Annotated in this window: 14 protein-coding genes and 1 pseudogene; 12 read left to right on the plus strand and 3 right to left on the minus strand. The window is 44.4% G+C overall.

Going from position 1 to position 12962, the window contains the following annotated elements:
* Positions 1–56: 56 nt before the first annotated feature.
* From KAI36_RS04210 to corA, 6 genes are all read left to right on the plus strand, one after another.
* The gene (locus tag KAI36_RS04210; protein ID WP_007428879.1) at positions 57–671 is read left to right on the plus strand and encodes a DUF47 domain-containing protein; all 615 of its coding nucleotides are present in this window, start codon (positions 57–59) and stop codon (positions 669–671) included.
* A gap of 14 nt (positions 672–685) precedes the next feature.
* Positions 686–1675, plus strand: coding sequence for an inorganic phosphate transporter (locus tag KAI36_RS04215; protein ID WP_023987085.1), 990 nt, complete (start codon positions 686–688; stop codon positions 1673–1675).
* 239 nt (positions 1676–1914) lie between these two features.
* Positions 1915–3363, plus strand: a complete 1449-nt coding sequence (locus tag KAI36_RS04220; RefSeq protein ID WP_023987086.1) for an amino acid ABC transporter substrate-binding protein/permease — start codon at positions 1915–1917, stop codon at positions 3361–3363.
* Complete coding sequence (locus tag KAI36_RS04225; RefSeq protein WP_023987087.1) at positions 3356–4084, plus strand: amino acid ABC transporter ATP-binding protein; 729 nt, start codon at positions 3356–3358, stop codon at positions 4082–4084. The genes KAI36_RS04220 and KAI36_RS04225 overlap by 8 nt, the downstream gene beginning before the upstream one ends.
* A 406-nt stretch (positions 4085–4490) precedes the next feature.
* Positions 4491–4919, plus strand: a complete 429-nt coding sequence (locus KAI36_RS04230) for a GNAT family N-acetyltransferase (RefSeq protein ID WP_025721202.1) — start codon at positions 4491–4493, stop codon at positions 4917–4919.
* A 171-nt stretch (positions 4920–5090) separates the two neighbouring features.
* On the plus strand, positions 5091–6050 hold the full coding sequence (corA, locus tag KAI36_RS04235; RefSeq protein WP_220027032.1) for a magnesium/cobalt transporter CorA: 960 nt from the start codon (positions 5091–5093) through the stop codon (positions 6048–6050).
* Positions 6051–6056: 6 nt separating this feature from the next.
* On the opposite strand, the gene KAI36_RS04240 is transcribed toward corA, so the two are convergent.
* A complete protein-coding gene (locus tag KAI36_RS04240) occupies positions 6057–6572 on the minus strand; it encodes a hypothetical protein (RefSeq protein ID WP_025721205.1) in 516 nt (171 codons plus the stop codon).
* A 226-nt stretch (positions 6573–6798) separates the two neighbouring features.
* On the opposite strand from KAI36_RS04240, the gene KAI36_RS04245 reads away from it, so the two are divergent.
* From KAI36_RS04245 to KAI36_RS04270, 6 genes and pseudogenes are all read left to right on the plus strand, one after another.
* Positions 6799–7089, plus strand: coding sequence for a YerC/YecD family TrpR-related protein (locus KAI36_RS04245; protein ID WP_007428885.1), 291 nt, complete (start codon positions 6799–6801; stop codon positions 7087–7089).
* Positions 7089–7877, plus strand: coding sequence for a sirohydrochlorin chelatase (locus KAI36_RS04250; RefSeq protein ID WP_103744820.1), 789 nt, complete (start codon positions 7089–7091; stop codon positions 7875–7877). The genes KAI36_RS04245 and KAI36_RS04250 overlap by 1 nt, the downstream gene beginning before the upstream one ends.
* 173 nt (positions 7878–8050) lie before the next feature.
* Entirely contained in the window at positions 8051–8932 is an 882-nt protein-coding gene (locus KAI36_RS04255) for a diacylglycerol kinase (RefSeq protein WP_013308843.1), read from the plus strand.
* 205 nt (positions 8933–9137) lie between these two features.
* Positions 9138–10868: a 23S rRNA (uracil(1939)-C(5))-methyltransferase RlmD gene (rlmD, locus tag KAI36_RS04260; protein WP_220027033.1), complete on the plus strand. Its 1731-nt coding sequence runs from the start codon at positions 9138–9140 to the stop codon at positions 10866–10868.
* Positions 10869–10974: 106 nt separating this feature from the next.
* A pseudogene (locus KAI36_RS04265) lies at positions 10975–11267 on the plus strand (SF0329 family protein); the annotation flags it as partial.
* A complete protein-coding gene (locus tag KAI36_RS04270; RefSeq protein WP_220027034.1) occupies positions 11248–11616 on the plus strand; it encodes a hypothetical protein in 369 nt (122 codons plus the stop codon). The pseudogene KAI36_RS04265 and the gene KAI36_RS04270, both read left to right, overlap by 20 nt.
* Before the next feature lie 509 nt (positions 11617–12125).
* On the opposite strand, the gene KAI36_RS04275 is transcribed toward KAI36_RS04270, so the two are convergent.
* Positions 12126–12413 carry a hypothetical protein gene (locus KAI36_RS04275; protein ID WP_220027035.1) on the minus strand — a complete coding sequence of 96 codons (288 nt, stop codon included), beginning with the start codon at positions 12411–12413 and terminating at the stop codon, positions 12126–12128.
* Between the two features lie 155 nt (positions 12414–12568).
* The gene (locus tag KAI36_RS04280; protein WP_076160002.1) at positions 12569–12949 is read right to left on the minus strand and encodes a hypothetical protein; all 381 of its coding nucleotides are present in this window, start codon (positions 12947–12949) and stop codon (positions 12569–12571) included.
* Positions 12950–12962: the final 13 nt, after the last annotated feature.

Raw genomic sequence — 12962 nt, forward strand, 5'->3', positions numbered from 1 at the left:
GGTTGTCTATTGCAGTCGAAACAGGTTGCGGATATTTTCGTAAAGGGGTAATCGTTATGAGATTGAAGAAAAAGGATATATTCTTCGAGACGTTGGAAAATATGGCAGATACGATCGTGCAAGCAGCCGATTATTTTGCCCAACATACTTCAAATCTTCAGGATGTAACTTTGTTTACAAATGAAATGAAGAAGTATGAAAATAAGTGTGATGATTACACACACACGATTATTACTGAGCTGAACAAGACCTTCATTACGCCGTTGGAACGCGATGACATCATGGAACTGACAACAACCATGGATGATGTGTTGGACGGTCTTGAAGCGACGGCTTCTCGTTTTTATATGTACAATATTACGGAGCCGGACGAGTATATTGTGCAGTTCGCTGATATTTTGCGTCAATCAGCTTACGAAATTCAGAAAGCTGTGCATTTGCTTTCACAGAAAAAATTGCTGGCCATTCGTGAATACACTATTCGCCTGAATGATTTGGAAAATCAGGGGGATGAATTGTTGCGTATTTGCATTAAAAACCTGTTTGCAACTGTAACTGACCCTATTGAACTGATTAAACGCAAAGAATTGTACGAACGCCTTGAAACGACAACGGATTCATGCGAGGATGTTGCAAATATGCTGGAATCCATCATTATGCGTAACTCGTAAGGGAGTCCTTTTACATGGATACAAGTTTACTGGTATTGGGTATTGTTATTTTTCTTGCTCTGGCATTTGATTTTATTAATGGTTTTCATGATACGGCGAACGCGATTGCAACTTCGGTATCGACCCGTGCATTGACCCCGCGACGTGCGATTATTATGGCTGCGGTCATGAATTTTCTCGGGGCAATATTGTTTACAGGGGTTGCGAAGACCATTGGTGGAAGTGTCGCTGATCCAACCAAGCTTACGAATGGAATTGATATCGTCATTGCGACGCTGATCGCTGCGATTATCTGGAACCTCTTAACCTGGTGGTTCGGTATTCCTTCATCCTCTTCTCATGCATTGATTGGTGCATTGGCTGGAGCGGTGTATGTAGGTGCGGGGTCGGATAAATTAAACTGGAGCGGCTTCATCGGGATTGTCGAAGGACTTATTTTCTCCCCGCTGATTGCTTTTGTTGTCGGTTACATCGTGATGATGATTTTAAAATATATCTTCGCTCATCGTAGTCCGCATACGGTGAACAAAGGGTTTCGTACAATGCAGGTCATTACAGCAGCGCTTCAGTCGTTCACGCATGGTACGAATGATGCTCAAAAGGCGATGGGGATTATTACATTCGCACTCGTTTCGGCGGGGTATCAGGACCATTTGGAAGTACCCATGTGGGTAAAAATTTCAGCTGCAACAGCGATGGCGCTGGGTACGTCAATCGGGGGCTGGAAAATCATCAAGACGATGGGAACCAAGATTTTTAAAATCGAGCCAATTAACGGATTCGCAGCTGACATTTCGGGAGCCTCTGTTATTTTCACAGCTACATTGCTTCATTTGCCCGTAAGTACTACTCATGCTATTACCTCGGCTATTTTGGGTGTGGGTTCTGCGAAGCGCTTTTCCGCTGTGCGTTGGTCGCTGGCCGGTCGAATTATTATTACTTGGGTGATAACCATACCGATTGCTGCACTGTTATCTGGATTGATTTTCAAAATTCTTTTCTAGTTCATTATTATTTCTTGAAAAAAAGGTACACACTATAGAATACACAATAAGCTTCCGTCCGCTTTTTGCGGCAGGGGCTTATTGGCATTCTGGGACAAAACTGCTTCTTTAAAGTTTACACATCCAGATAGTTCCATGAAACGTTTTTCAAAAATACCTGACATCAAAGTAGTCAATTTTTAATAACTCCTGTAGAATAAACAGAAAACTTTGAACCGTTCAACTGACTGGAGGAAATTATGCAAAAATCTAGAAAACTAATAGCACTCATGATTTGTTTGTTTTTTGTGGTTGCCCTGGCCGGTAATTTCGGTGTAGTGGCACATGCAGAAAATAAAACAAAGTATGATATCGGCACGGATACAACGTTCGCGCCTTTTGAGTTTGAAGATGTAGATGGTAAATTTGTCGGTATCGACATGGATTTGCTGGCAGCTATTGCCAAGGATCAGAATTTTGAATATACCATTAAGCCTCTTGGCTTTAATGCGGCAGTGCAGGCCCTTGAAACGAACCAAGTGGATGGTGTCATTGCCGGGATGAGTATTACCGATGAACGCAAGCGGAAATTTGATTTTTCCGAGCCTTATTTTGATTCAGGCGTTGTCATGGCGGTCCGCAAGGATAATGATACGGTTAAACGCTATGAGGACTTGAAAGGACAGCGTGTCGCTGTCAAAACAGGAACGGAAGGTTACACATTCGCAGAATCCATTAAGGCCAAATACGGCTTTACTACAGTACCGTTCGACGATTCTTCTCAAATGTATGATGAAGTTAAAACAGGTAATTCGGTTGCCTGCTTTGATGACTATCCGGTACTGGCATACGGTGTAAACCAGAATAACGGCCTTAAGCTGGTAACAGATAAGGAAAAAGGTGCTTCTTACGGGTTTGCTGTTAACCAAGGCAAGAACCAAGAGTTGCTGGAGAAATTTAATGCAGGGCTTGTTAATCTGCGCAATAGCGGGGAATACGATAAAATTTTGGCTAAATACCTTGGCGAATCGGGCAAAGGTGTGGCGCCTGTAGAGACCAGCCGCTGGGGACTGATTTCCGCTTCGCTGCCTTCGCTGATTAAGGGCATGGGAAATACGTTGCTGTACACACTTGTATCTTTACTCGTAGCCTTTATCCTAGGATTGGTGTTTGGCTTTATGAAAGTAAGCCATAACAAGGTGTTCCGTGGTATTGCAACTGTTTTCGTCGATATATTCCGCGGTATTCCGCTGATCGTGCTTGCTTTCTTTATTTACTTTGGTATTCCACAGGCACTGGATTTCAAAATGCCGCTTTTTGTTGCGGCTGTATTGACGTTATCCCTGAATGCGGGTGCGTATGTAACTGAGATTATCCGTGGTGGTATTCAGTCCATTGATCCGGGACAAATGGAAGCAGCTCGTTCGCTTGGTCTACCATATCGGACGGCTATGCTTAAAATCATTTTGCCACAAGCTGTGAAAATCATGATCCCGTCGTTTATCAATCAGTTGGTTATTACGTTGAAGGATACGTCCATTTTGTCTGTTATCGGTTTGGTCGAATTGACCCAATCGGGTAAGATCATTATTGCGCGGACATTCCAATCCTTTGATATTTGGCTGGTAGTAGCGGTGATGTATCTTATCGTCATTACAGTCCTGACCAAAATTTCCAACCGTCTTGAAGGGAGAGTTCGCCGTGGGTAAAATTATCGTTAAAAACCTGAAAAAAAGCTATGGTAGTAATCAAGTGCTAAAGGGCATCGACATGCAAGTACGTGAAGGCGAAGTTGTGTGTGTCATTGGCCCATCTGGTTCGGGGAAAAGTACGTTTTTGCGTTGTATGAACATGCTTGAAGAAATTACCGCAGGTGAGGTCATTGTCGATGACTACAACTTGAGTGACAAAAACGTGGACATTAACAAAGTCCGTGAAAATATAGGTATGGTATTTCAACATTTCAATCTGTTTCCGCATATGACCGTGCTTAAGAACATTATGTTCGCGCCGACTGAACTGGGCAAACAGTCCAAGGCAGAGGCCCGGGAAACGGCTATGAAGCTGCTGGATCGTGTAGGTTTGGTCGATAAGGCAGATGCATTGCCAGGACAGCTTTCCGGCGGTCAGAAGCAGCGTGTGGCGATTGCACGTGCGCTGGCAATGAACCCAGACATTATGCTGTTTGACGAGCCTACCTCGGCGCTCGATCCTGAAATGGTGGGCGAAGTGCTCGGCGTAATGAAAGATCTGGCGCGTGAAGGCATGACGATGATGATCGTAACGCATGAGATGGGTTTTGCACGCGAAGTAAGCGACCGTGTCGTGTTTATGGACGGTGGTTACATCGTAGAAGAAGGAACGCCACAAGAGGTATTTGGTAATCCGAAAAATGAGCGGACCATTAGTTTCTTAGAAAAAGTATTGTAAGTGGGACAGGGTTTACGTTGAGCGTAGATAGAGCTGAGAGTACCGCTCCGCGTTCCATATGATCTTTCGATCGCTGTTGCCCCTGAATTTTTGGATTGTATAGGACCTTATAAGGTGAAAATTCAGAGGCAAAGGCGAACGTTGCCGCTTCTACAGATTCAAATGGACCGCTACGCTACTGCCGCTAAACCCGCTAAACCTGCTCCTTCTTGTTCTTACAAAAGTCTGTCCCATTCATTCGGGGGGAGCAGAAGGAGGAATTAGCACATCGCTTTGATTGCTGCGCCGAGGGAAATAGCGAGACAAGCAACATATGACTGCGTAATGGCGCTTGTGTACATCTTTAGAGAGCGCGAGTGATGATTTTTCATTTTTGATGTTTATTTTCATAAGTGGAGGGCTTGCTTTGAAGATAAGGACTGCTCATCATGAGGATATTCCGGCTTTGGCTTATCTGATGGAGGAGCTTGGTTATCCTACATCTGTAGAAGATATGAAGATGAGATATGATCGTATCGCTTCTGACCCTAACTACCATACTCTGGTGGCTGAGGATGAAGGGGAAGTCGTTGGGATGGTTGGACTACATGCTGATATCTTTTATGAAAGAAATGAAGATTACGCGCGTATCGTCGTTTTTGTGATGGATTCAAAGCATCGTAATAAAGGCATCGGCAAGGCGTTAAATCAGGAAGCGGAAGCTTGGGCTAAAGAGAACGGTTTGGTTGCCATTGCTTTGAACAGTGGTAATCGAAGTGAGCGACAGGATGCTCATCATTTTTATCGCCGATTAGGATATGAAGCGACAAGCACAGGGTTTGTGAAAAGGATTTAATCTATAATGAATTGATTATTTTATAAGGATATCTTGGGAGGCATGTTGGCCCGGAGATATCCTTTTCTTTATTAAAAGGAATACAGGACTTGAGATTTGTATAATGTTAATTGGCTTATATAAAATATAAATAACATAACAGACGCGAAGTGTAAGCGAGGGGGACGTACGGTGATACGTACATTGACTATAGGTCATGATCATCAGGTAACAGTGGGAAAACCATTGGATCAGATCGTCATGGAGGATTACATATGGATGTGGGTAGATTTTAGCGAGCCTACAGATCGTGAGACGGAGCTGCTGACGAGTTATTTTCATTTTCACCCATTGGCTGTGGAGGATTGTATGCATGTTCTGCAACGCCCCAAATTGGATTATTACGAGGATGTGCAGTTTCTGGTCGTGCATGCGCTTGAAGTAGATACGTTAGCTGCGGAAGAAGTGGATATGTTTATTAGCAGTCGTTTTTTGGTTACATATCACCATCATGAGTTAGAGGAGCTGGATCAAGCCTGGGAGCGGATTGTCCAGCATGCGAATGAACGCAAAATATGGTCGCGAGGACCGCTGGCTGCAGCCTACACGGTGATGGACAAGCTGGTAGATAACTATTTTCCGAGCCTTTTTATGATTGAGGATGAATTGGCCGAGCTGGAGGGCTTGGGCGGTCGCGAATCCGTAGAGGAATTAATGAAGCAGGTGTTTGACCTGCGTGGCAGGCTGCTCAAGCTGCGTCGTACCATCGTACCCATGCGTGATCTGATGTACCGAGTTTTGAATTCGCAGCATGTGCAGGGCCAAGGAGATCATATGGCTTATTTTACCGATATATATGATCATTTATTGAAGCTGACAGACATGCTGGAGGCCGACCGCGAAATGACAGCCGACCTGAGGGACAGTTATATATCGCTTAATTCCAATCGTATGAATTCAATTATGAAGACGCTGACCGTAATTACGACCGTTTTTATGCCCTTGACGCTGATTGCAGGAATCTATGGTATGAATTTTTCGAATATGCCCGAGTTGGGCTGGAAATATGGATATTTTGGCGTACTGTTCTTCATGTTTTTGTTGAGTGTTGCAATGGTGGTCTGGTTTATGCGCCGAGGCTGGTTCAAATAGTTTAGTCTACTTTCTTTTGCGCTTGCGCGGACGTCTGCGCGGGGTAGTGGTGCTTTTGCGCTGTGTCTTTTTCCGACGTGGGCGTGGTGGTGTGTATTCATCCAATTCCTCGGCGATATCTGTTGCAGAATTTTTGCTCGCGGATTTGCCGAATGCTGGGAGAGAGCCCATAATCAGCTTCGCCATTGGAGCAAATTGCTGCACACTGGACATGACCTTTTGCACCTTGCCGACCGTAGCAACAATTCCATCAATACCACCCATACGGTCAATGAAGCCTTTGATTTCGTTGAGATTACTGAGGTTGCCAAGACCTCCAAGCAGTCCTCCTTTGGCTGGAACCGGGTCTGGTGTGACCACGGCAGAATCCGTAATACTCGCTGGCGCCTCGTAAGGAACCAGCCCGGAAGAACCGGCTTGCGGAACCTCGTTGTATGGATCGAGTCCGGGATAAGGAGATGAACTATACGGATCGGAAAGGGAACGCTGTAGCGGCCTCCGATGATAGTAGTGTCCAGGCATGAGATCACATTCCTTTGCAGGTTGATACTCTACTGTATGTTACAAACGCACAGTGGGTTTAGGCGCGTGTCCCGAAATCAGGTATAAAAGCGGATTTGGGCATTCGTACGGTACGTTTCTATGGTCATAATGTTGTTCTGTAATGCGTGAAACCGTTAATGCTTGAAAAACCGACTATTCCTCGGGTACAATGAGGAGAGATCGTAACCTTGGGAGATGATAATCCATGCAGCTTAAGAAGCTTAATGATAAAAGTATTGATCAATTGTTCGAAGCTATTTTAACTCTTAAAAATTTGGAAGAGTGCTATGTATTTTTTGATGATCTGTGCACGATTAATGAAATTCAATCCCTCTCCCAACGTCTGGAGGTTGCCCGTATGCTAGGCAAAGGCAGCACATATAATCAGATTGAAGCAGAGACAGGGGCCAGTACAGCCACCATTTCACGTGTTAAACGTTGTCTGAACTATGGTAATGACGGGTATAAAATGACTCTGGAACGTTTGGGACGCTAATGCGGAGCCCTGGGATACTGGTAATCAGCCATGGCTCCAGAGAGCCATATTGGGTGGAACAGGTGGATCAGGCAGTTGCAAAGCTTCATTTGCCGGAAGAAATACCGGTAGAGGTTTCATTTTTGGAAACGGTTAAAGAAAGATTGATTCAAAATGGTATTGACCGTCTGGAAGCCTTGGGTGTAACAGATATATTGGTTATACCTTTGTTTGTGTCATCAGGCAGTACGCATGTAGATGAGATTAGCTATGCGCTGGGTGTCAAAGATGCGCCGGACAAAGAAACAGATTTGAAGCCGTTTCGAATGAAGGCGCGAGTACATTTTGGCAGCCCGCTGGATGACGGAGAAGATGTTGCCCGCATGGTGTGGGACAAGGTTCGCCCGCTGTCGGCCGACCCTGCGAGAGAGGTTATTTTACTCGTAGGTCACGGCAGTGTGCACAACGGCTTTTTTCAGCGCTGGGAGCAGGGGATTTCTTCGTTGGCCCGTACGGTGCAAAGCGTGAGCGGTATCATTACGGACCACGCTTTGCTAAATCCCGAGAGTGTGTACGACAAGGCAGCGTATTGGAATCAGGAGCGGGGTCATGATGTTATTGTGGCACCGCTATTTTTGAGTTCTGGATATTTTACAAGTCACATAATTCCTAAACGCTTGCAGGGGCTCGAATACCGTTATTCAGGAGATCCTTTATTGCCGCATCCTTTGCTCACAAGCTGGATGGATAGACAAGTTCGTGAATTATTGCAAAGTGTGCAGAAGCAACCAAGGTCAAGTCATAGGTAGTCTGGTTCGGCTATAGCGTCATCTTAGCCTTAAATTTCCTTATTTGGGCAAAGTCTGGCTTCTTTTATTGTAAAAGAGGTCTTTTTCCAGTATGATGATATTTTGTACAGACTGAATGTGATGAACTGCTATGTGAATATAAATATCATTAAATATACGGGTGGCGTAACGGAATGAAAAGAGCTAGATTAATCTATAATCCGACCTCTGGGCGTGAGGAAATGAAGCGACGTCTTGCGGATGTTTTGCAGCGCCTGGATGAAGGTGGTATTGAAGCCTCATGCCATGCAACTACGGGTGAAGGGGACGCAACGCGTGCCGCAATAGAGGCCATTGAGCGTGGGTATGACATGATTATTGCCGCTGGTGGCGACGGTACATTGTATGAGGTCATTAACGGGATGGCTGAAAGAGAAAACCGCCCGCCCCTAGGTGTGTTTCCTCTGGGGACGACGAATGATTTCGCCAGAGCACTGGGCATCCCCAAGCATTGGGAGGATTATTGCGACCTAGTTATTCGTCAAAATCCGAAGCCACTGGATATCGGAAAAGCGAACGACCGCTACTTTATCAACATTGCAGGCGGGGGAACTTTAACCGAGCTTACGTATGAAGTTCCGAGCAAGCTAAAAACGATGATTGGCCAGTTGGCGTATTATTTTAAAGGCATGGAGAAAATGGTCAGCCTTGCTCCACAGGAGCTGATCATCAAGGCATCGGGTCAGGAAGTGATCCACGACGAGTTTATGCTCTTCCTGATTGCGAATACGAATTCGGTGGGCGGGTTTGAAAAGCTTGCTCCTGGGGCGACAATAGATGATGGGCTGCTTGACGTCATCGCTGTGCGGAAATGCAATCTGGCGGAAATGATCCGATTGGTAACACTTGCGCTGCGTGGTGAGCATTTGCAGGATAAGAAGATTGTTTATTTTAAAACAGATTACATGGAAGTGACCTCACCCGGCTACGTCCAGCTTAATCTGGATGGCGAACTGGGCGGTACCTTGCCAGCGACTTTCCGGAATTTACCTCATCATTTGAATGTTTTCCGGTGAGGAATGATGAGGACATACTTCTGCTTCCGGGCGGCAACACAATATAGTATATGGAATGCAGAGTAGGTAGTTGTTTTTGTGAACATATTGGTTTTTGCCGTTCTCCGTGGGGAGTAACGGCATTTTCGAGTTGATGTTTGTATACTTGGATGACGTTAGTATTGTATGTACCGTATGAAAAGAAGATAAGAAAGAAGTGACAATCATGACGAATAACCGTAGCGGACGTGGAAAAAGCCGCCAGAATGCAGCAACAGCAACTCCTGTTCAAGGAAATCAGCACAAAAAGACTATGAAGGCGACAAGAGAGAGAGAACCGGAACAGTCTCAAGTTAGAGCTGGAAATGGGCTGCTTCAAGCCGAAATCAAACATAAAAATGGAAATGTGAATGAAGTGACTCGGAAGAAAAGGGAAAATGGACGAGATACTCGTCGTTCTTCCAACGGTGGACGAAGTCAGGATGCTTCCAATCGTATCCGATCCAGTGCAGAGCGTACTGATCTGCCTGTGCAAAAGAATGATGAGGCCGTGATAGACATTATCGGCATGAACCACGATGGCGAGGGTGTAGGACGTGTCGAGGGTTTTACGCTGTTCGTTCCAGGTGCGTTACCGGGTGAAAAGGTTCGAGTAAAGGTGCTGAAAACGAAAAAGCAGTATGGCTATGCCAAGCTGCTAGATATCGCGCAGGCTAGCCCTGACCGGATTGCAGCTCCGTGTGCCATCTACGATCAATGCGGTGGCTGCCAGATTCAGCATATGAGCTACGAAGCGCAACTTAGCTGGAAACGCCAGCATGTCGTGGATGTGCTGGAGCGTATCGGGAAGCTGAGTGTGGCTGGTAACGACGGCATGTCCGTTGATTTATCGCGTGTACAAGGCGTAGTCGTGCATCCTACACTCGGTATGAGTGAGCCTTGGCGGTACCGCAACAAAGCCCAGGTGCCGATTGGTGTCACCGAGGGCGGGCTTGTCGGCGGTTTCTACGCACGTGGCAGCCATCGAATTGTGGATATGAACACCTGTCTCATTCAGGATGAGCGTAATGACGAAGTTGTCGCACGTGTGAAAGAGATTGGCCGAATGCTGGGCATCAGTGCATATAATGAAGAAACCGGACGCGGGCTGCTGCGCCATGTCGTTGTAAAGACTGCTTTTCGCACGGGGGAAATGATGCTGGTGCTCGTGACGAATGGACGAGATATTCCGCACGCAGATGCGTGGATCGGCAGTATCCGTGAGCATATCCCACACGTGGCAAGCATATGCCAGAACGTGAATACGAAGCGAACGAACGTTATTTTTGGCGACGAGACTCGTGTACTGTGGGGGCGTGACGTGATCTACGACTACATTGGAAACGTACAGTTTGCGATTTCCGCGAGATCCTTTTATCAGGTGAATCCCGTACAAACAGAAGTGCTGTATAGCAAAACCGTCGAATATGCCGGGCTCACGGGCAAAGAAACGGTAATTGATGCGTATTGCGGCATCGGCACGATTTCTTTGTTCCTCGCTCAGCATGCGGACCAGGTGTATGGGGTGGAGATCGTCAAAGAAGCCATCGACGATGCACGGAGTAATGCGCTGTTGAACGAAATGCGCAATGTGAAATTTGAGGTAGGTGCGTCCGAGGACGTCATTCCTGCATGGAAAGAGCAAGGCATCACCGCCGACGTTATCGTCGTCGATCCGCCTCGCAAGGGCTGCGATCCACGCCTGCTCGACACCATTCTGGAGATGAAACCAGAGCGCGTGGTGTATGTATCCTGTAACCCAAGCACACTGGCGCGGGATTTAAGGATATTGGAGGATGGCGGGTATAGTACAGTGGAAGTGCAACCTGTAGATATGTTTCCGCATACGGTGCATGTGGAGTGCGTGGCGATGCTGGTTAAGGATTTTATGGCCCATGCGCTACAGAAAACAGATTAAATGAATGTAGGATACAAAGTGATTTAAATAAATTGTCTCATCTTTCAAAAAGAAAGCCTGACAGCCGCAAATACTGGTAGTAGGCTTTGAGAACATAGAAGGATACATGTCCTGGAGCAAATTGAAGCAACAGCTGGAGAGTTTCCTCTGTCCTGGTTATATGGAAGGGTCGAATACCGGGCAACCAGTTATCGGTATTTACCTGATAAATCTGGAATTTGTTATATTGCTGTAGATAAAAAGAACGTAATCAATATGAGTGATATAACGAGCTCGATCAGATGGTATCAGTCGGAGCAGGAAATTAAGAATGATCCAGATATCCAAGTTCCTATCAACAAAGAAGAAATTGAAGCGGTCAGAAAAGATACCAAGGGAATTGTTCCAGAGGATCGTCTATGGTAACTATAAAACATATAACTTTTTTAGTTATAATGATTTTAAAATATGGACTAGTTGGGGACCAGATGGAAGCCATGTTTCCAAAACAAATGTCCCTATCACAGGTCCATACACATCCCTAGCTATAAGTAACATAAACGCTTTTGCTACTTCTCATGCCAGTATGAAATATAATTTGGCTCAAACTTTGATTGCTCTTGGTGTAGCGGCAGTTACATGGGAAACAGTTGTAGGATTAGTTGGCTCTGGACTTACTGGAGCAGCATCAGCGGCTGGTGTGGTTAATGATCGTTCACAAGCTAGATCAAGTCTTAAACAAGCATATAATTATATTCAACGTATGTAATTTTCGACTGAAGAGTAATAAAATTAGCAAAGGTGATATTAAACCTTTGCTAATTTTATTTTAAAGGGGGACATGCAAATATGGTTTTTGTTATTATCTCAATAGTATCTTTCTTGCTACTATTTTTTCTGATTTATAGAATTATTAAATATAAGACAAGGAAATATAACCGTGAAAATTTTGGACTATCATTAATTATGCTTCTTATTCTAGTAGGAAGAATATATATCAATACAGGAGAATCTAATCTAAAACCCTTGCTAATAGGTTATATATTTTTATTCTCTGTTTTATTATTATTTTTTTTATTTGGTATGATTCGTAAGAAAAATAGTAAGCAATGAACGGAAATTGACCGTTTTTATGAGCTGCTGATGATAACTATTTAATGCGTTGGTGGAGAAGATAACCATTCTCTCACCAGCGCGTTTTGTTTTTACCTTGAAAAGTGGAATGAGTATGGATGAAATACTGGACTAACAGAACCATAGGCTAATGCGATCAATAGACTAACGAGTAACTGTGGGGTGTATGACGGGGAGAATCAATCGAATCCCGTCTTTTACTCCTTCCATATAGATGGATTGTTTGTCTTGGCTTAACTGATAGCATATGCTTTCTTCCCATTCGGATAGCAGATGTTGAATATCTTCAGTTTGATTACTTTTCAGTTGCTCAATTTGAGCGAATAGATTTTTGTCCTCTGTTGAATATGAAGCCTGTTGTTCGCTGGCGTGTTCTAATTGATAAAAACGTTGGCGTAATGCTTCCAGAAACCATTCTGGCCAATTTAGCATAGTACATTTTCCCTCCCGTGGTTGAAGTGTGTGTATGTTAACTCTGATGGGGAGGAATGGCAAGTCATTGTTTTTGTAAGCAAAATAAGCCCATTCTGACTCATAGGTTCAAGTCGGAACAAGCTTTGGGTAGCTTTTTAATCGTAAAAAAATGCCTATTCAGAAATTTCAATATAGTTCTGTTCATTAATTTGTTCATATTTTATTTTTATTTTTTCCGTTCCTTCTAAAAGTGAGGCAATGTATCTTGTTATTTCTACCGTCACTCTCTCAGCATCATCTGGGCCTTCAGTGTATGGGCTTGGATTGACTTCTAGTATATATCCACCCTCACCTCCATACCCTTGTATAACTAACTCAAAACCCAATATATTGGCATTAACATATACTGCCGGTACTTCTTCATAAATGTAATCTTCTAAACCACCAAATGGAATACCACCAACCAGTTTATCTGAAATAATCTTTGCAACACCAAAGATATCTTCCTCAGATTCTATTGGTAGAGAACAAGTAAAGTAAGGGTATTTTTTCATATTAATTTTTCTC

Source organism: Paenibacillus sp. S02, from assembly GCF_019454065.1.
Taxonomy (GTDB): domain Bacteria; phylum Bacillota; class Bacilli; order Paenibacillales; family Paenibacillaceae; genus Paenibacillus; species Paenibacillus polymyxa_B.